Source organism: Xenorhabdus khoisanae (assembly GCF_001037465.1).
In the GTDB taxonomy this organism is placed as follows: Bacteria; Pseudomonadota; Gammaproteobacteria; order Enterobacterales; family Enterobacteriaceae; genus Xenorhabdus; species Xenorhabdus khoisanae.
The window spans coordinates 34566-57743 of record NZ_LFCV01000067.1; the positions used below are offsets into that span (position 1 = coordinate 34566).

Annotated in this window: 1 protein-coding gene; it reads right to left on the bottom strand. The window is 52.1% G+C overall.

The genetic code is table 11. The features are described 5' to 3' along the window. Positions 1–2 precede the first annotated feature (2 nt). Positions 3–22907, bottom strand: a complete 22905-nt coding sequence (locus AB204_RS11190; protein WP_053067894.1) for a non-ribosomal peptide synthetase — start codon at positions 22905–22907, stop codon at positions 3–5. Positions 22908–23178 lie beyond the last annotated feature (271 nt).

The window sequence follows — 23178 nt, forward strand, 5'->3', positions numbered from 1 at the left end:
CATTATTCATTGTCCCCGCCTAAAATTGCCATTAGTTCTTCTGCTGACATTGAATCAAGATCGCTTTGCATTGATTCAATCTCGTTTTCTCCTACCTCGTTCAGTTGAGCCGAAAAGATGATGTTGGCCTGTTCCATCAATGTGGGCGAAATGAACAACGAGGTCAGAGGAATGTTGACCATAAATTGGTTTTTTATGCGTGTTATCAGCCGTACCACCATCAACGAGTGACCACCGAGTTCAAAGAAATTGTCGTGGCGACTAATACGCGCGAGTCCTAATAAGTCCCGCCAAATCTGTGCCAAGGCCGCTTCTATTCTTCCCTGTGGCGGCTCATAGTCATGTGTCACCACGGCAGACGCATCCGGGGCAGGAAGCGCCTGCCGGTCAAGCTTGCCATTCGGTGTCAACGGGAAGGTGTCAAGCATCACAAAGGCACTGGGCAGCATATAGTCGGCGAGCTGCTGCGTGAGCTGTTGGCGCAGATCGGCAGGAACCAGCTCAACACCCTCCTGAGGCTGTAAATAAGCGACCAGACGTTTCTGATCTGGCTCATCTTCGCGGGCAAGAACAATTTCACGAGCAAGAACAATCGCATCACGTACACCGTGACACTGCATTAACTGCGCCTCGATTTCGCCAGGTTCGATGCGGAAACCACGTAGTTTGATCTGAAAATCGTTGCGACCGAGATATTCGATATTTCCATCGGGCAGCCAGCGTCCGAGGTCGCCGGTTTTATACATGCGCGCATCCGGCTCTGAGGAGAACGGACAGCTAAGGAAACGTTCCGTGGTCAGTTCAGGACGATTCAGGTAACCGCGGGCAACTCCCATGCCGGCGATGTGAATTTCTCCGGTCACACCAAAGGGAACGGGTTGTCCATATTCGTCAAGAATATAGATTTGGGTATTGGCAATTGGCCGGCCGATGGGAATAGAGCGGGCAACATCGACAGGTGATGCAATCGCGTAAGTTGCGGCAAAGGTTGTCGTTTCCGTTGGGCCATATCCATTGATCAGGGCGGCTGGTTGTGACTCAGCCAACTGAACAGCCCGTATCTTTCTTGGATCAAGCACATCTCCACCCGCCAGCAGGTAACGCAATTGACCAAATACCGGCTCAAGATAGTGGTGATATTCGTTGAACAAACCGGCGGTCAACCAGAGCGCAGTGACCTTCCCCTTATTCAGTGAATCGCAGAAACGTACCGGATCAAGTAAGACGGATTGGGAAACGATATGCAGGCGTGCGCCATTGAGCAGGGCAGACCAAATTTCCCATGTTGATGCGTCGAAGGCAATATTGGCGCAATGAGCAACGCAATCATCGGGCCTGATATCCGTAAAGCCATTATCAATAATCAGGCGAAGGACATTACGATGCTCAATCATGACGCCTTTGGGAAGACCGGTAGAGCCTGAGGTATAAATCACGTATGCCAGATGGTGTGGCATCAGCCCCAATGTCTGTGCGTCTGGGTTACAGGTCGGTTGTTCCGCCAGTAGTGCTGCTTGCGTGTCGAGTACCACGATAGGGACAGAAACAGGCACAGAGATCACAGACTCAGAACGGGGTAACTTGTCGGCTTGTGTCGCTTGGGTCAACAAGACGACGGGAGCCGAATCTTCAAGCATATAAACCAACCGTTCGGTCGGATAGCTTGGATCAAGCGGAACATAAGCGCCGCCGGCCTTGAGGATAGCGAGCAGACCAACGATCAGCTCCGGGCTACGCTCGATACATATCGCGACCCGATCGTCGGGTTGTACACCCAGTGTCATCAGATAGTGGGCCAACTGATTAGCTCTGCGGTTCAGCTCACCGTAACTGAGAGTTTGCTCTTCAAATACGATGGCAGTGGCATCGGGATGATGCGCCGCGTGAGCTTCGAACAATTGATGTATCAGGGTATTGTGTGGCAGATCTACCTGAGTGGCATTGAAATCGACCAGTAATTGTTGCTGTTCTGTGGCGGGCAGGATTGATACATTTCGAATCAACTGTTGCGGGTCACGAGCCAGCGCATCAATCAAACCGCCAATCGCCGTAGCCAGATAATTGATAACCCGGGCGGGTTCGATACCCGCCACTGCTTGGGCAGTCAGTTGGAAACTGACACCTAAATCATCTACTGACAGAGTAATTGGATAGTTGGTTCTCTCTTCTGCGGCCAGAACGCGTATGCCTGCCCAGGTTGTATCAATTCCCTCAGCCTCGCTGGTCTGGCTGTGGCGGTAATTCAGCAACGTACTGAACAGCGGCATAGACTGTGGCACGCCGCTGCAACGTTGTGCCAATACCAATGGGGCCTGTTCGTGCTCCAACAGCATCATCAAATTGTGGTAAGTGTCCTGCACCACTTCCTGAACGGTGCGGTTGCTCAGGGAAACCCGCATCGGCAGGGTATTAATAAACATTCCCAGTACGCGTTCAGCCCCTGCTCCGCCCTGAAGCCGGCCCAATAATACAGAACCGAATACGACATCATTACGGCCGCTGGTTTGTGCCAGTACCTGAGCCCATGCCACATGGAACAGAACACTTGGACTGACTCCTGAACGGCGCGCTTGGGAACGTATGGTTTCTGCCTGTTCGGATGTAATAGAGAGACGCGCTTCCGTAACGCACTCGCTGTCAGTAGGGACTTTGAGCACACCAAACGGCGCAGTTGGCTCACTGATATCAGCAAGTTGCTCGCGGAAATACGCTTCATGATCGGAGGCAGGTACGCTCAGCGTCTGGGCGATAAAGTTGCGATAGGGCAGTACAGCGGGCAGCATATCCGTATTTCTCTGCAATATTTTTCCCTGCAATTTTCCTTGCAATATGAGCGCAACTTCCGCAAAAATCAGCTCCAGTGTCATATGGTCACTGACCAGATGATGGAAGCGCAGGGCCAGCAGCCATTCATCCTGTGCTATGCCGTGAGTAATAGTGCCGTGAGTAATAGTGCCGTGAGCGATATCTGCGATAAACAGCGGTGCGCGATTCAGATCGATACGGTGCCGACGTGGATCTGTGTGAGTCCTTAGTTGGGCAGCGACATCATCAGTTGTAGTTGGGTTGAAAACGTTAACCACCAACGGTGCCTGACGCCAGACAACCTGAACGGGTTGTGTCAGCTCTTGCCAGTAAACAGAGGTGCGCAGGATATCATGGCGGTCAATGACTTGTTGCAGGGCCGTCAGAAAAGTATCAAGGCGTTCACGGGTATCAAAAGCGAGCAAGCTTTGCAGCAGATAATTGTCACCTTGTGTCTGCAACAGGTGATGGAACAGAATACCTTCCTGCAATGGTGACAATGGATAGATATCCTGCACATTGACCGCGCCGCCGGGAACCGTCGCGACGATGGTATCGATCTCTGTCTGAGACAGTGAAACCAAAGGCAACATATCCGGCGTGATAGCCGTGCAATCCTGAGGAATACGATTAGGTGGCACAACAAAGGGGTCAACATTCCGCTGGACAGATCGTGCCATATCGACAAGAACAGGAGCGACAAACACGCTGCGAACGTCGAGTTGCCAACCGATGTTTCTCAGTTCTTCAATCAGGCTGACAATCATCAGAGAATGCCCGCCGAGCTCGAAGAAGTGATCATGCCGACCGACCCGCTCCAGCCCTAAGAGAGTTTGCCAGATTCGGGCGAGAGCGGTTTCCATTTCGCCAATCGGGGCTTCATAGCTGCGTACCACCATAGCGGATGAATCAGGCGCAGGCAGTGCGCGGCGGTCAAGTTTCCCATTCGGAGTCAGAGGGAAAGCATCGAGCGTCACAAAAGCACTGGGCAACATGTACTCAGCAAGGTGCTGTGTGAGTTGTTGACGTAATTCGGCGGGAACCAGTGAAACACCGGTCTGAGGCAGCAGATAAGCAACCAGACGTTTCTGATTGGGTTCGTCTTCGCGCGCCAGAACCACCGCTTCGCGCACACCGGAGCATTGCCCAAGCCTTGCCTCAATTTCGCCGAGTTCAATACGGAATCCGCGTAGCTTGACCTGAAAATCATTGCGGCCGAGGTATTCGATATTGCCATCGGACAGCCAACGCCCTAAGTCACCCGTTTTATACATACGGGTATCTGAAGCCGGTAAGAACGGATCGGCAAGGAAACGCTCTGCGGTCAGTTCCGGACGGTTCAGGTAGCCACGGGCAACCCCTGCACCGACGATATAGATCTCACCGGCCACCCCCAGAGGAGCCGGTTGACCATAAGCGTCGAGAATATATATCCGCAGATCGGACAGTGGCTGACCAATCAGGCTACCGCGCCCTGAGTTGATATCGGATTCTGTCAGTTCACGGTAGGTGGCATGCACGGTAATCTCGGTGATGCCATACATATTCACCAGACGAGTTTGCCGGGTAGGATTGTGGGCAACCCACAGGGCAAGCGTATGCAGTTCTAATGCTTCCCCTCCGAATATGATACAGCGCAGAGAATGCGGGGTAGCATCCTGAGCCGCAATCAACTGCCGGAAAGCACTGGGTGTTTGATTCAGGACAGTGACCCGTTCACGACACAGCAGTGAATAGAACATTTGTGGTGAGCGGGCGCAATCGGCGGAAATAACAACCAACCGACCACCGTAAGACAAGGCTCCCCACAATTCCCATACTGAGAAATCAAAAGCAAAGGAGTGGAACAGCGTCCATACATCGTTGTCATCAAACCGGAAGCGATCCTGTGTGGCGGCTAACAGGCGAATGACATTGGCGTGCCCGACCATGACACCTTTGGGTTTTCCGGTCGACCCCGACGTATAAATGACATAGGCCAAATGCCGTGATGTCAGCCCCAGTGTTTGAGGGTCTGGGTTATCGGTTCGCTGTGTTGTCAGGAACGATGCCTGATCATCAAGTAAAACCGTAGGCAAGGCGCTGGTGAGTTTGTCGGTTAACGTTGCCTGAGTCAGTATTACCACCGGTGCCGAATCCTCAAGCATATAGGCCAGCCGATCGGCAGGATAGGCCGGATCAAGCGGAACATAAGCCCCACCGGTTTTGAGGATAGCAAGTAAGCCAATCACCATTTCCAGACTGCGTTCGACACAGATCGCGACCCGATCATCAGGACGCACGCCCAGCGCAATCAGATGATGAGCCAGACGATTGGCCCGGCAGTTTAGCTCGCCATAACTGAGAGTCTGTTCCTCAAATACGACGGCAACGGCATCAGGGCGGTGCGCTGCCTGAGCTTCAACCCGTTGGTGGATCAGCGTGTCTTGCGGAAAATCAACCTGATGAGCATTGAACCCTTCCAGTAATTGTTGTTGCTCTGATAGGGGCAGCATCGGCAGAGTAGCAATGATTTGCGTCTCATCAGCCGCCATTGCTGTCAGTACATTTGCCAAATAACCCACCATGCGCTCAATGGTTGCAGAGTCAAACAGGTCAGTGGCATAGGCCAGTTCACCTTCCAGACCCGTGTCGGTTTCAGTTAATGACAACGTTAAATCGAAGTGAGCACTCTGGTGCACTTGTTCAATAGGGGTGAGTTGTAAGCCGGGTAACGCCAAATCTTGGGCCGGTGTGTTGTTGAAGGCTAACATCACCTGAAAGATCGGGCTGTAACTGAGACTGCGTTCAGGTTGTAGGGCTTCCACGACTTGCTCAAAGGGCAGATCCTGATGGGCATAGGCGGCAAATGCCTGTTCCCGGACCTGTGTGAGCAAATCGGCAACACGGGAGGAATCATTCAGCGTGACGCGCAGAGCGAGAGTATTGACGAAGAAACCGATCATTCCTTCAAGTTCTTGGCGCTGACGGTTAGCAACGGGTGTACCAATAACGATATCATCCTGACCACTGAGCCGGGCGAGTACGATACTCCACGCTGTCAGCACAACCATAAACAAAGTGCTGTTATGGCGCTGTCCCAGCCCTTTCAGCGAAGCCAATAAGTCAGCATCGAAATGAACAGGAACCCGGCCGCCGATGAAGGATTGCCCCGCCGGGCGAGGGCGCTCGGTCGGGAGTGCCAGCAAGGCCGGTGCACCTTTGAGCTGGGTACACCAGAAATCACGTTGTGCTGTAAGGGCAGCTTCTTGCAGCCCGTCACGTTGCCATACGGCATAGTCCGCATACTGAATGGGCAGTGGAGGTAATGGCACATCTTGTCCATTAAGGGCAGCACGGTAGAGAACTCCCATTTCATGCATCAGCACACCGATGGACCAGCCGTCAGAAATAATATGATGCTGGGTGATCAGTAATACATGCTCTTCATCCGCCAGTTGCAGCAAATGACCCCGGATCAGCGGGCCTTGGGTAAAGTCAAAAGGCGTCTGGGTTTCGAGGGACGCAAGTTCAGTAATACGGTTAATGTGTGCATCTGATGCCAGTGCACGTAGATCTTGGTAAGACAAAGCAAAGCCAATATCCGCAGGATCAATTTGCTGACAAGGTTGGCCTGCAACCAGTACAAAGCGGGTGCGTAGAATTTCCTGTCGGGCAACCAAATTGTCGAGTGCACGGGTCAACGCATGGCGATTAAGTTGACCGGTAAGACGCAATGCCACGGGGATATGATAAGCCAGGCTGGCTGCCGGATCGAGTTGACCGAGGAACCACAAGCGTTGCTGGGCGGAAGACAATGGCAGTGGCTGATTACGGTCAGCCACCGGGATTGCGGCCTGATTTGTTATCGAAGTAGCGGTAAGCACTCGGGCCAAATCGGTCAGAAGTGGTTGATCAAAAAGTTGTTGTAACGGTAACTCTCGTGCCAACACCTGACGTACACGCGCCGCGAGCTGGACAGCCAGCAGCGAATGCCCGCCCAGTTCAAAGAAATGGTCATAGCGACCAACGCGTTCCAGTCCCAGCAAATCTTGCCAAATCCGGGCCAGTGCAATTTCTGTCTCGCCAACAGGAACCTCGTAGCCACGTGTGACCACAGCCGATAAATCAGGGGCAGGGAGTGCCCGCCGATCAAGTTTGCCATTAGGGGTCAGCGGGAAAGCATCAAGCATGATAAAGGCACTGGGCAACATATATTCGGCAAGATGCCGGGCGAGTTGCTGGCGCAGTTCAGCCGGAACCAGTTTAACGCCGGTCTGGGAACACAAATAAGCGACCAAACGTTTTTGGTTCGGCTCATCTTCGCGAATCAGTACCACTGCTTCACGCACACCGTGGCATTGTCTGAGTCTTGCCTCGATTTCACCCAGTTCAATACGAAAACCACGCAGTTTGACCTGAAAATCATTGCGGCCGAGGTATTCAACATTGCCATCGGAAAGCCAACGACCGAGGTCACCGGTTTTATACATGCGGGCATCGTGATCGGAGGAGAACGGATCGGCAAGGAAGCGCTCGGCAGTCAGTTCAGGGCGATTCAGATAGCCACGGGCAACGCCGACACCCGCGATATAGATTTCGCCGGCAACCCCAAGAGGCGCAGGTTGGCCTTGCCTGTCCAGAATATAGATCCGGGTATTAGAGATCGGTTGACCGATAGGGATTTTAATTTCACCTTCGTCCCATTTATCTTCTATGAGAGGTATCTCATAGGTGGTGGCAAACGTGGTTGTCTCCGTTGGCCCGTAGACATTCAGTAAATGTTGTGGCGGATGTTCAGCTTTGAGGCGAATGGCTGAATGGGTATTAGTTTGTTCACCACCGAAAAGCACATAACGTAAGCCAGATAATGATGGCGCAATCAAATCCGCATATTGGTTAAACAGTGTTGTGGTGAGGAATAGCGCACTGACTTTTTCCGATATCAGGCACTGACCAAACCGGGCGGGTTGCAGCAGGGTTTTTTCCGGAATCAACAGAACCCGCGCCCCATGAGCCAGAGCAGACCACACTTCCCAGGTCGCGGCATCAAATGAAATATTGGCACAATGGGCAATGCAGTCATCAGGCCCGATATCAGCAAAGCGATTATTGATAATCAGACGAAGGACACTGCGGTGCTCGATCATCACGCCTTTTGGCTGACCGGTTGAACCCGACGTGTAAATCACACAGGCCAGATGACGTGATGTCAGGCCGCGAACCTGAACATCCGGATTGTCAGTCGGTTGTGTCATCAGGAACGGCGCCTGAGCATTGAGTTCATCACCCATGACATCATCGTTCAGTAAAGTATCAAGTAAGATCGTAGGTAACGCGCGGGTAAGCTTATCAATCCACTTAGTTTGGGTCAGTAAAGCCACAGGGGTTGCATCCCTGAGCATATAAGCCAGTCGTTCAACCGGATAGGTCGGATCGAGAGGGAGATAAGCTCCCCCTGCCTTGAGAATAGCCAGTAAGCCAATTACCATTTCCAGACTGCGTTCGATACAGATTGCTACGCGATCATCAGGACGTACGCCCAGCGTAATCAAATAATGAGCCAGACGATTAGCGCGTTGGTTCAGCTCGTCATAGCTCAGTGTCTGGCCTTCGTAAATCACAGCGGTAGCATTGGGGCGTTGTAATACCTGAGCCTCAAACCGCTGGTGGATCAGCGCATCCTGTGGAAAATCTGCCTGAGTTGTGTTGAAGTCCGCCAGCAGTTGTTGCCGTTCGGCTTCCGGTAAAACCGGCACATCCAAAATTAATTGTTGCGGATTGTGAACTAAAGCACCGACCAAGCCTTTGATCGCAGTCGCCAGATAGGTGGTGACTTGATCCGGCGAGATTTCAGTGATGGTCAGCGCAGTGAGTTGGAAACCGTTGCCTAAATCATCCACTGACAGAGTAATGGGATAATTAGTCCGCTCTTTGGCCGTGATCACGCGCATATCTGCCCATATTGTGTCAGTTTCATCTCCCTGACCGGTTTGACTATGGCGGTAATTCAGCAACGCACTGAACAGCGGCATCGGTTGTGCCACGCCACTGCAACGTTGTGCCAATGCCAGTGGTGCCTGCTCATGTTCCAGCAATGTTGTCAAGTTGCGATAGGCATCCTGCACAATTTCCTGCACATTGCGTCCGCTCAGGGAAATTCGCACAGGCAGGGTATTGATGAACATCCCCAGTGTTTGATTAGCTCCCGCGACACCTTGCAGGCGGCCCAAAAGTACGGAGCCGAAGACGACATCATCACGACCGCTGGTTTTTGCCAGTACCTGAGCCCAGGCGACATGGAATAATACGCTGGGGCTGACGCCCAGACGGCGTGCCTGAATGCGGACGGCTTCTGCCAGATCGGGACTGAGTGAAAGCGTGGCTTTTGCTACGGTTTCACTGTCTTCGGGTAACTCCCTGTGCTTTGAAATAGCTTTTGGCATGGTGAGAACACCAAACGGAGCCGTTGGTTCGTCGATATCGGCGAGTTGTTCGCGGAAGTAAGCTTCATGTACTGAAACCGGGACACTCAGGGTCTGGGCGATAAAGTTGCGATAGGGCACGGCAACAGGCAATGCCTCAGTATTTCCCTGTAGAATCTGGTCAATTTCCGCGAAGATAAGTTCCAGCGTCATATGGTCGCTGACGACATGATGAAAACGCAGGGCCAGCAGCCACTCATGTTGGGCCGAATCGTGAGCAATATCAGCCGCGAACAAGGGGGCTTGAGTCAGATCGATACGATGCCGGCGCGGATCAGTGTGAGCCCGTAACTGGGTGGTAACATCATCCCCCGTCGTCGGGGTGAACACATTGATGGGCAAAAGTGCCTGACGCCAAACCACCTGAACAGGTTTTGCCAGATCCTGCCAGCAGACTGCGGTGCGCAGGATATCATAGCGGTCGATAACTTGTTGCAAAGCACCCAGAAAAGCATCAAGGCGTTCGCGGGTATGAAAGGCAAGTAAGACTTGTAACAGATAGTCATCACCTTGTGTCTGTAACAGGTGATGGAACAAAATACCTTCCTGCAACGGAGCCAGCGGATAGATATCCTGAACATTACCCGCCCCATCAGGAGTATTATTGATGATGGCGTCAATCTCAGACTGGGACAGAGAAACCAGTGGCAACATATCGGGCGTGATAGCGGTACAGTTATCAGGGATTGGGTTAGGCGGTACAACAAAAGTGTTGGCATCACGCTGAGCCGCTTTTGCCATATCAGCAAGCACCGGCGCAGCGAACACACTGCGGACGTCAAGTTGCCGGCCGCTACCGCGCAATTCTTCGATGAGACTGACGATCATCAGCGAATGCCCGCCCAGTTCAAAGAAATGGTCGTGGCGACTGACGTGTTTCAGTCCTAATAGATTTTGCCAGATCTGAGCAAGAGCGATTTCTGCTTCACCGATTGGCGATTCATAGTGACTTGCGACAAAAGCGGACGCATCAGGCGCAGGAAGCGCCCGACGATCAAGTTTGCCATTAGGGGTCAGCGGAAAAGCCTCAAGTGTGACAAACGCGCTGGGCAGCATATACTCCGCAAGATGCAGGGAAAGTTGCTGGCGTAGTTCAACCGGAACCAGTTTAACGCCGGTCTGGGAACACAAATAAGCGACCAAACGTTTTTGGTTCGGCTCATCTTCGCGAATAAGGACAATAGCTTCACGCACGTCTTGGCATTGCACCAGTTTGGCTTCAATTTCGCCAAGTTCAATTCGGAAGCCACGCAATTTGACCTGAAAATCATTGCGTCCGAGGTATTCAACATTACCATCAGCACGCCAACGGCCAAGGTCACCGGTTTTGTACATACGGGCATCAGGTTCTGAAGAGAACGGATCAGTGAGGAAACGTTCCGCAGTCAGTTCGGGGCGGTTCAGATAGCCACGGGCAACACCCGCGCCAGCGATATAGATTTCGCCGGTTACTCCGACAGGAACAGGCTGACCTTGAGGATCAAGGAGATAAATTTGCGTGTTGGCAATCGGGCGACCAATAGGCGGCGCGCTTTGTTCCTGACTGTCACACAGATACATCGCCGCACAAACTGTGATTTCAGTAGGGCCATAAGCGTTCAGCATACGCCGTCCTTCTGACCAGCGTTGAACCTGTGAAGCTGGGCAGGCTTCACCACCCACGAGCAGCGTTTCCAGCGTTTCAGGTATGGCATCCATGGCTGCCAGTGCCGTTGGGGGCAGAAGTGTGTGTGTAATGGCCTGCGTTTCTAACACCTCCTGCAATGCAGGGCCGGGTAAAAGATGAGTACGGCGGGCAAGATGGAGGCGAGCGCCACCCAAAAGTGCCATGCAGCATTCCCAGATACTGGCATCGAAACTGTTTGAAGCAAATTGCAGGATACGGCTGTCTGGTGTGATCGCTAAGGTATCTTGCTGTGTCGTAATCAGGTTACTTAAGCTGCGATGTTCAACCATGACCCCTTTAGGCAATCCTGTGGAGCCGGAAGTATAGATGACATAAGCCAGATGGCGGGATGTCAGCCCTAATGCTTGAGTATCCGGATTGTGGGCTGGCTGTGAAACCAGTAGTGGGCTTTGGGTATCGAGCAGTAACACAGGGACTGAATCGGGCAGTTTGTCGGCCAGCGTTTCTTGTGTCAGCAACATTCTCGGTGCCGCGTCCTCAAGCATATAAGCCAACCGCTCAGGGGGATAGGCCGGATCAAGCGGCACATAAGCTCCCCCGGCTTTGAGGATAGCCATTAAGCCGACCACCATTTCCAGACTGCGCTCGACACACATCGCCACGCGGTCATCCGGGCGAACACCCAGTGTAAGCAAATAATGGGCCAGACGATTGGCGCGGCAGTTTAATTCGTTATAGCTGAGTGTTTGCTCCTCGAATACGACGGCAATCGCATCGGGATGATGTTGCACTTGGGCTTCAAACAGTTGGTGGATCAGTGCGTCTTGGGGGAAATCAGCCTGAGTGGTATTGAAATCCACCAGCAGTTGTTGCCGCTCCGATGCGGGTAACATGGGCAAAGTGGCAATGGATTGTGTTTCATCAGCCACCATTGCGGCTAACACATTGTTCAAGTAACCGACCATGCGCTCAATGGCTGCGGAATCGAACAAATCGGCCGCATAAACCAGATCACCCACCAAACCGGTTTCAGTTTCAGTCAGTGACAGGGTTAAATCAAAATGAGCACTATAATGCGCCTGTTCAATCGGAGTGAACTGGAGTTCCGGTAACGCCAGCGCTTGAGATGGCGTGTTGTTCAGGGCCAGCATGACCTGAAAGATTGGGCTATAGCTTAGGTTACGCTCAGGCTGTAGGGCTTCCACCACTTGTTCAAAGGGCAGATCCTGATGAGCATAGGCAGCGAGTGCCCGTTCACGAACTTGGGTAAGCAGGTCAGCGACACTGATGGAATTATTCAGCGTGACACGCAAGGCCAATGTATTGACGAAGAAACCCATTAACCCTTCAAGTTCATGATGAGGCCGGTTAGCGACCGGTGTGCCGATGACGATATCATCCTGACCGCTGAGGCGGGCAAGGACGAGACTCCAGCCAGTCAACACCGTCATAAACAGGGTGCTGTTATGGCGTTGCCCGAATCCTTTCAGTGATGCCAGTAGATCCCTGTCAAAATGGACAGGAACCCGGCCTCCGGCGAAGGATCGCACTGTCGGGCGCGGATGGTCAGTCGGCAGTGTCAGTAAGGCCGGAGCCTCTTCAAGCTGGGTACGCCAGAAATCGCGTTGTGTCGTCAGGGGCGTTTCTTGCAACCAGTGACGCTGCCAGACGGCATAGTCGGCGTATTGAATGGGCAGAGGCGGCAATGGATCGCTTTCACCCTCAAGGGCAGCACGATAGAGGGCGCTCAACTCACGCATCAGCACACTGATAGACCAACCATCAGAGATAATATGATGGTGGGTGAGCAATAAGGCATGCTCTTCGTCTGCCAGTTGTAGCAAGTAACCCCGGATCAGCGGGCCTTGAATAAAGTCAAAAGGCGTCCGGGTTTCAAGCAAGACAAGCTCAGTCATCCGGTGATGACGCTCTTCTGGTGCTAATGGGCGCAGGTCTTGGTAAGACAAGGTAAAGCCAATATCAACAGGATCGATTTGCTGGCAGGGTTGACCCGCAACCAGCACAAAGCGGGTACGTAATATTTCCTGTCGGGCAACCAGATTATCGAGTGCGAGGCTTAATGCCTGATGATTGAGCTGACCCGTGAGGCGTAATGCCACGGGAATATGATAGGCCAGACTGGCTGCCTGATCGAGTTGACTCAGAAACCATAACCGCTGTTGAGCGAAGGATAACGGTAGTGGCTGATTTCGATCAGCCACAGTAATCGTTAGCGGGGCGGTTGTTGAAGCGTCAGTCAGCGTTTGAGCCAAATCCATCAGAAGCGGTTGGTCAAAGAGTTGCTGTAGTGACAACTCTCGCGCCAGATCCTGACGTATATGCGCAACGAGTTGGACAGCCAGCAGTGAATGACCACCCAGTTCAAAGAAATGGTCATGGCGCCCAATCTGTTCCAGTCCCAGTAATTTTTGCCAAATCCGGGCCAGTGCAATCTCTGTCTCACCAACAGGCGCTTCATAGCCGCGTGCGACCACAGCCGATAAATCAGGGGCAGGGAGTGCCTGACGATCAAGTTTGCCATTAGGGGTCAGCGGGAAAGTCTTAAGCGTGACAAACGCGCTCGGTAGCATATATTCCGCAAGATGTCTGGCGAGCTGCTGACGCAGTTCGGCTGGTACTAACTCGACGCCATCCATCGGTTGCACATAGGCGACCAGACGTTTATCTTCACGGGCGATCACGACCGCTTCGCGCACACCATCACATTGCTCAAGTTTTGCCTCTATTTCGCCAGGTTCAATCCGGAAACCCCGCAGTTTGACCTGAAAATCGTTGCGACCGAGGTATTCGATATTGCCATCGGACAGCCAGCGCCCGAGGTCACCGGTTTTGTACATACGGGCATCCGGCTCTGAAGAGAACGGATCGACGAGGAAACGTTCTGCGGTCAGTTCGGGGTGGTTCAGATAACCCCGGGCAACGCCAGCTCCGGCAATATAGATTTCGCCGGCCGCACCGAGAGGAACCGGTTGCCCGTAGGGATCGAGGATATAGATCTGAGTATTCGCAATCGGGCTGCCAATGGGAATAGAACGAGTCACATCAACAGGTGAGGTAATCGCATAGGTTGCAGCAAACGTGGTGGTTTCCGTTGGGCCATATCCATTAATCAAACAGGCGGGCTGCGATCCAGCCAATTGAACATGCTGTATCTTTTTGGGATCGAGTACATCACCGCCGACAAGCAGATAACGCAATTGCCCAAACAGGGATTTGAGTGCATCAAGGTACTCATTGAATAAGCCAGCCGTTAACCAGAGCGCAGTGACTTGTCCCTTGATCAGGGAATCGCAGAAACGCACCGGATCAAGCAGTACGGATTGTGCAACGACATGCAGACGCCCACCATTGAGCAGGGCAGACCAGATTTCCCACGTTGATGCGTCAAAAGCAATATTGGCACAATGGGCAACGCAATCATCAGGGCCAATATCAGCAAAACCACTGTTGATGATGAGGCGAAGCACATTGCGGTGCTCGACCATTACGCCTTTAGGCAATCCGGTAGAACCTGACGTGTAAATCACGTAAGCCAAATGGCGTGATGTCAGATTCAGCGCCTGAATATCCGGATTATGCGTCGGTTGGGTTGCCAGAAACGATTCTTGTGCATCAAGCAACACAGCAGGGATGTGGTTGTTCAGTTTGTCCACATGGGGTGTTTGAGTCAGCAAGGCTACTGGCTCTGCATCCTCAAGCATATACACCAATCGTTCGGACGGATAAGTCGGATCAAGCGGCAGATAGGCCCCACCCGCCTTAAGGATGGCGAGCAAACCCACAATAAGTTGCGGACTACGTTCGACACAGATCGCCACCCGATCGTCAGGACGTACGCCCAGTGTAATTAAATGATGGGCCAGACGGTTAGCACGACGGTTCAGTTCGTCATAGCTTAATGACTCGCCGCCAAACACGACGGCAATCGCATCGGGATGATGTTGCACTTGGGTTTCGAACAGTTGGTGGATCAAGGCATTTTGTGGGAAATCCACCTGAGTGGCATTAAAGTCCACCAATAATTGCTGCTGCTCTGTAGCTGGCAGGATTGATAGCGTTTGAATCAACTGTTGTGGATGGTGAGCCAAAGCATCAACCAGACCACGAACAGCGGTCATCAGATAAGCGGTAATGCGTGTTGGATCAATACGGGTTACTGTTTGCGCTGTGAGGCGGAAACCGAAGTTCGTATCATCTACTGTCAACGTGACGGGATAGTTAGTCCGTTCTTCAATAGCGATAATACGCATACCTATCTGGGGCATCTCAATAACGTCCGTCTCATTAAGTTGAGTGTGACGGTAATTGAGTAACGCACTGAACAGTGGAATTGGCTGCACTACGGCGCTGCAACGCTGTGCCAGCGCCAGTGGTGCCTGCTCGTGTTCCAGTAGGGCCGTTAAATTGTGATAGGTGGCCTGTATCACATCCTGCACACGATGACCGGTGAGAGAAACCCGTACCGGCAGCGTATTGATAAACATCCCCAGTGTTCGGGACGCGCCCGCACCGCCCTGTAGACGGCCTGACAGCACAGAACCGAAAACAACCTCGTTGCAACCGCTGGTTTGTGCCAGCACTTGCGCCCAGGCGACATGGAATAATACGCTGGGGCTGACGCCCAGACGGCGGGCCTGAGCGCGGATCGCTTCTGCAAGAGCAGAATCGAGCGAGAGATGCGCTTCAACGATAGGCTCACTATTATCCTGTACTAAATCATCCTGTACTAAATCATCCTGCACTGAATCATCCTGCACTGAAAGTACACCGAAGGGCGCTGTCGGTGTGTCGATATCAGCAAGCTGTGTACGGAAATACGCTTCATGAACATCTGTCGGCACATTCAGCGTCTGGGCAATAAAGTTACGGTAAGGAAGCGCCGCAGGCAGTGCTTCGGTTTGCCCTTGTTGTATCTGGGCAATCTCAGCGAAAATCAGCTCCAGAGTCATATGGTCGCTGACCAGATGATGGAAGCGCAGGGCCAGCAGCCATCTGTCCTGCGCGGGATCATGGGCAATATCTGCGGCAAACAGCGGTGCCCGGCTGAGGTCGAGACGGCTTTCACGTGGGTTAGCATGGGCCTGTAACTGAGATGGCACGTCATCCGCCGTCGCTGGCGTGAACACATTGACATGCAGCGATGCCTGACGCCAAACTACCTGAACCGGTTTTACCAATCCTTGCCAGCAGGCGGCGGTACGCAGGATATCGTGGCGGTCAATGACTTGTTGCAGGCCGGACAGGAAAGCATCAAGGTCGCTGCGGGTATCAAAGGCGAGCATGCAATGTAACAGGTAGGTATCGCCTTGCGTTTGTAACAGGTGATGGAACAGAATACCTTCCTGTAGTGGTGCCAGAGGATAGATATCCTGTATATTGCCGGCCCCGCCGGGGGTTGCTGCGACGATCGCATCAATCTCAGTCTGGGAGAGTGATACCAAAGGCAGCATATCAGGTGTAATGGCGGTGCAACCGTCAGTAATACGGTTAGGCGGCACAAAGAAGGTATCAAAATCGCCCTGAATCGCCTGTGCCATTGCAGACAGTACGGGAGCAGAAAACACACTGCGGACGTCAAGTTGCCAGCCGAGGCTGTACAATCGTTCAATCAGGCTGACAATCATCAGTGAATGGCCGCCCAGTTCAAAGAAATGGTCATGACGGCCGACTTGCTCTAATCCCAACAGATCTTGCCAGATTTGCGTCAGCGCAGTTTCCGCCTCTCCGATCGGGGCTTCATAGCCGCGGGCGATAACAGCGAAGGCATCCGGAGCAGGAAGCGCCTGACGATCAAGTTTACCGTTAGGTGTTAACGGGAAAGCCGCTAACGTCACAAAGGCACTGGGCAACATATACTCAGCAAGGTGTTGGGCTAGTTGTTGGCGCAGTTCGTTGGGAAGTAACTCAACACCCTCCTGTGGACGTAAATAGGCGACTAATCGCTGCTGTCCGGACTCATCTTCACGGGAGATAACCACCGCTTCGCGTACACCGTGACACTGCATCAGTTGCACTTCGATTTCACCCAACTCAATACGGAAGCCGCGTATTTTGACCTGAAAGTCATTGCGACCAAGGTATTCGATATTGCCATCAGACAACCAGCGGCCGAGGTCACCGGTTTTGTACATACGGGCATCGGGATCTGAAGAGAACGGATCGGAAAGGAAGCGTTCGGTGGTCAACTCAGGGCGATTCAGATAACCGCGGGCAACCCCCACGCCGGCAATATGAATTTCACCGACAACGCCAAGTGGCACTGGTTGACCATACGCATCAAGGAGATAAATCCGGGTATTGGCAATCGGACGGCCGATATGGCTGTCAAATCCCGTTGCACGCTGCATTCGTGTCCACGTTGAATAGGTTGTCGTTTCAGAAGGGCCGTACAAATTGCATACATTCTGGACATTGGTGTGGGCAAATAAGTGTTCAACAACGTGTGGTTTCAGGGCTTCACCGGCTAAATTGACGGTTAGGACACTCATGGGCACCGCATTGACTTCAATCAGTCTTGCGATAGCCGATGGCACGGTGTTAATCAGGCTGATGGCCTGTTTTGTGATGGCTGATTCTGTGTTAACCAGCGACAACACATCAGGGACAAGGTGCACCGTACCGCCAGAGAGCAAAGGAGCAAAACATTCGTACACAGCCAAATCAAAATTCAGCGAAGTGGCAAACAACGTGTGTGCCAATTCCGCCGGACTGAACATGTGTTGTGCCCACGTCAGGAAATTCACGGTATTGCGGTGTTCGATAGCCACGCCTTTGGGCAGACCGGTAGAGCCTGATGTGTAAATGACATACGCCAAATGGCGTGAAGTCAGCCCCAGAACCTGCATATCGGGATTGTGGTCTGGCTGTTCTGACAGGAATGGTGTTCGGGTGTCGAGTATATTATCGAGCAGAACTTTGGGTACAGGGCTGGTCAGCTTGTTGGCAAGTGCCGTTTGGGTCAGTATTACTATCGGTGCTGAATCTTCCAGCATATACACCAGCCGTTCGGTGGGATAGGCCGGATCTAGCGGCACATAAGCCCCGCCAGCTTTGAGGATGGCGAGCAAACCCACCATCATTTCGAGACGGCGCTCGATACAAATGGTTACCCGATCATCCGGGCGTACCCCCAATGCAATCAGATGATGGGCCAGACGATTGGCGTGACGGTTTAATTCGTCATAACTGAGCGTTTGGTTTTCACATACAACGGCTGTTGCAGTAGGGCATTGAGCCGCCTGAGCTTCAAATAGCTGGTGGATCAGGGCATCTTGCGGGAAATCGGCGTGGGTGGCGTTGAAATCCACCAACAATTGTTGCCGCTCCGATTTTGACAACATCGGTAAACGCGCAATGGCTTGGGTTGTATCGGTTGCCATTGCTGTCAACACTCGTTGTAAATAGCCGACCATACGCTCAACGGTGGTGGAATCGAACAGATCAGACGCATATTCCAATCCGCCAATCAAGCCGGTGTCGGTTTCAGTTAACAACAACATCAAATCAAAGTGTGCGCTATGACTTACCTGTTCAATGCGAGAGATCTGTAAGCCGGGTGAAGTCTGCTCTTGAACCGGCGTATTGTCCAAGGCCAGCATCACCTGAAAAATGGGGCTGTAGCTGAGACTGCGTTCAGGCTGTAACGCCTCTACCACTTGCTCGAAGGGCAAATCCTGATGGGCATAGGCGGCGAGTGCCAGCTCCCGGACTTGGGTAAGCAGGTCAGCAACGCTGAGGTCATCATTGAGTCTGACACGCAAAGCCAGCGTATTGACAAAAAAGCCCATTAAGCCCTCAAGCTCACGGTGTGGGCGATTGGCGACCGGCGTACCAATCACAATATCATCCTGACCACTGAGTCGGGCAAGGACAATACTCCAGGCTGCCAGTACCGTCATAAATAAGGTGGTGTTATGACGTTGCCCAAGCGATTTCAGCGATGTCAGTACACTGGCATCAAGATGGAAGGGCACCTGACTGCCAACATAAGTTTGTACTGCCGGGCGTGGCCGATCAGTGGGAAGTGACAATAGGGCTGGTGCATTTTCGAGTTGTGTATACCAGAAATCCCGTTGTTCTGTAAGGTTGTTTCCCTGCAACCATTCACGCTGCCAGACAGCATAATCGACATATTGAATCGGCAAAGGTGGCAAGGGAGCGTCATAGCCATTGAGGACAGCGTGATAGAGAACATCAAGTTCGCGTACTAATACACCAATAGACCAGCCATCAGTAATAATGTGATGCAGGGTGAGCAATAACACATGTTCTTCGTCGGTCAATTGCAACAATTGACCACGAATAAGCGGACCCTGAGTAAAACCGAAAGGGGTTTGCGCCTCAAGGTCAGTGAGTTTAGTGATATGGCTGATGTGCAGAGCCGGATCGAGCTGACGCAGGTCATGGCTGGACAGGGCAAAACCAATATCAGCGGGATCGATGTGTTGGCAGGGTTGACCTTCCACCAGAACAAAACGAGTCCGTAAGCTCTCGTGGCGGGCAACCAGACGTTCCAGTGCGGTCGTCAGGGCGTGGGAGTTAAGTTCACCAGTCAGACGCAATGCCACGGGAATATGGTAAGCCAGACTTGCCGCCGGATCGAGCTGACTCAGGAACCACAAACGCTGTTGGGCAAAAGATAAAGGCAATGGCTGGCTGCGGTCAGCCACGGCAATCATGGCCTGAGTGGTTGTGGCCGCCTCGGTAATGGTATGCGCCAACGCCATCAGAACAGGCTGGGCAAAGAGCTGTTGTAGCGGCAACTCCCGAGCCAGCGTCTGACGTATGCGAGCTACGAGCTGGACAGCCAGCAGGGAATGACCGCCCAGTTCAAAGAAATGGTCATGACGGCCCACTCGCTCCAATCCCAGCAAGTCTTGCCAGATTTGCGCCAAAGCGATTTCCATTTCACCGACCGGTACTGCATAACCGCGCGTCACCACGGCAGATGAGTCCGGAGCAGGCAGTGCCTTACGGTCAAGTTTGCCGTTAGGCGTTAACGGGAAAGTCACTAACGTAACAAAAGCACTGGGCAGCATATATTCAGCCAGATGTTCGGCGAGTTGCTGACGCAGTTCAGCCGGAACCAGTTCAACCCCCTCCTGTGGACGCAGATAAGCGACCAGCCGCTTCTGGCCTCCGGTTTTTTCATAATTCCCGTTTTTTGCATAATTTCCGTTTCTTGCATAAGAAGTATCTTCACGGGCGATAACTATTGCTTCACGTACCCCATGACACCGCATCAGTTGCGCTTCGATTTCACCCAGTTCAATACGGAAGCCACGTAGCTTGACCTGAAAATCATTGCGGCCGAGGTATTCAATATTGCCATCAGACAGCCAGCGGCCGAGGTCGCCGGTTTTGTACATGCGGGCATTCGGATCGGCGGAAAACGGATCAGCAAGGAAACGTTCGGCAGTGAGTTCGGGACGGTTCAAATAACCACGGGCAACCCCCGCACCCGCGATATGGATTTCTCCTGTTATGCCAAGGGGCACTGGCTGACCATATTCGTCAAGAATATAAATTTGAGTATTCGCTATCGGGCGACCGATGGGAGGAAGCGTTGACCACTGTTCAATTTCTTTGCCCAAGGTATATGACGTTACGACATGGCTTTCTGTCGGGCCATAGTGATTGTGTAACTGGCAGTTACCCGCCCGTTGCAGGAAACGCTGAATGGCGGGTGTAATGCGTAATTGCTCACCGGCAGTAATAATATGAGCCAGATAAGCAAAATCGTCTTCACTGCCGCTGGCGGCTTCCGCAAGGTGCTGGAGGGCAATGTAGGGAAGAAAAATACGATTAACCTGTTTTTGCTGGATCAGCCGTAGGAACTGTTGAGGCTCCCGACGCATGGCTTCATTAATCAAAACCAGACAGCCGCCTTCACACAGGGTGGTAAAAATTTCCTGAAAAGCAACATCAAATCCCAGCGCAGCAAATTGCAGGGTTTTACCTGTGCCGGCGGGAGTTGAAGGGGAGTGACGGTGCCAATGCAGCAAGTTTGATAATGCTGCAAGCGGCATTTCTACCCCTTTGGGTAATCCGGTCGAACCTGACGTATAGATCACATAGGCCAAGTGGTGTGAGGCCAGCCCCAGAGCTTGAGTATCCGGGTTATGAGTCGGTTGTTCAGCCAGATAGGATGGCTGGGCATCAAGTAGCACGGTAGTGTATCCGGCAGTCGGTACGACGCCGTTCAGGGTTTCGGCAAGGGCCGTCTGGGTGAGTAACACTACCGGAGCCGAATCCCTGAGCATATACGCCAGCCGTTCGGCCGGATAGGCGGGGTCGAGCGGAACATAAGCACCACCGGCCTTGAGAATAGCGAGTAACCCCACCACCATCTCCAGACTGCGTTCAACACAAATCGCCACCCGTTCATCCGGGCGAACACCCAGCGCAATCAAATGATGCGCTAAACGGTTGGCGCGGCGATTGAGTTCGCCATAGCTGAGTGTTTGTTCTGCAAACATCACGGCTGTGGCATCAGGTTGTTGTGCAGCCTGCGTTTCAAACAGTGGATGAACTAAAGCATTTTGCGGGTAATCCGCCTGCGTAGCATTGAAATCCACCAACAATTGTTGGTGTTCTGCCAGTGGTAATATCGGTAGGTTGTGGACCTGAGTCTCCGGAGACGTAAGGGCACCTTCTATCAGTGTCATCAGGCGGGATTGGAGCGCGATGGCTTCGGCACGGCTCAGATAATCGGGTGAATAATCAAACTCAAGTGTGTAAGGTTTATGGGCATCCTTACTGTTGGCGAAGGCGTATTGATGGATTGCAACGACGAGAGGGAATGGGGCACCACGTTGTATTTTTGAGTATTCGAGAGTGGCGTTTGGCATACTGGCATTCACTTCGATCTGCTCAAATGACAGCATGATATCGAATAATTGAGTTTGCCCTGTCTTCTGTTGGGCCTGTATGTGTCGGTTCAGCTCGGCAATTGGCAAACGCTGACGTTTATAGCAACGACGCAATTCTGCTGCGGTTTTGCTCATCACATCGAGGAAAGTATCATGTGGTGTAACGGTAATACCGACGGGAATAACGGATGAAAACATCCCTACCATGCGTCTTTGTTTGACGTTTTTACGATTGTGCACGGGGATGCCAAGAACAATTTCCTCAACATGGCTAGTGCGGGAGAAGTAACAAGCCAGAACGGCATACATAAAATGCAGGACAGATAATCCTTGTGCGGCCACCATATCTTCGATTCGCTGATAAATCGCTTTGTCCAGTTGCCAAATTAAAGGCTCAGGGTGTTCGTGTTCTGTTATTTTGTTTGAATTTGATGGTTGAATTAATGCGGGCGGTAAATTTTTATAGCGTTCCAGCCAAAACTGCCGATCCTGTCTATAGCGTTGTGAGTTCAGGTAAGCGATGTCCTCATCAATAAAGCCGAGATAAGAAGGAGCCGCTTCGGTAAGTTCCTCACCTTTGGCTAAGAGGCTATAAGTGTTGGCTATCTCTTCGGGGATAAGTCCTAACGTTATCCCATCAGCAACGAGATGATGGCAACTGAACTGCCAGTACCAGCGGTTATCACTCACCCGCAGCAGCTCAAAGCGCCATAGTTCGCGATTCAAATCGAACGGACGTATTAGGGCTGCCCGAATGTGTTGCCCGGCAAGTTCTTCCGGATTGTCCTGACCAGAAAAATCATGAATTGTCACGGACACGGGCAAAACGTCTGTCAGTTCTTGCAGTGGTAGTTCCTGGGTATTAACGAGTCGTAAGCGCAATCCATCATGACGATCAACAACGGTCTCAAAGGCGCGCACTAACAGCGCTTCATCCAGCTCTCCCTCAATGAGAATAACTGAACCAAGATTGTAGCAGGTGCTGTCAGGGCGAAGGATCTGGTCAAGCCAGACGACTTGCTGGGGGGAGCTGAGGGGAAATTGGTGAGAGGGGGAGGAAGAACAATTCTCAAACGAAAGTTGATTTTCGTTGTTAATACGATTGCATGACATAGACATTACTTAACTCCTGCTCGCGAGTCTAATAAATCAGTCTAATGAATTAAGTGTGATTTATGTGACATTGCGACACGATGAAGATGTTAAAGGACTAACTATTTAATAACCATAACTGGTTACTTTATTTTTTTAATTTCTATTATGAAAGAGCAAAGATTCATCTATTTTTGATAGGTGTTTATAAAAATTCTAATATGGTTGTCGTGAGAAATAGCATCCCGAATAAATTTCTCTGCATATTCAACGTTAATTCGTGTACGACAACAAAATC

Bases quoted from the DNA above. Each gene is read 5' to 3' on its own strand.
- AB204_RS11190 (WP_053067894.1), bottom strand. From the start codon at position 22,907: ATGTCTATGTCATGCAATCGTATTAACAACGAAAATCAACTTTCGTTT.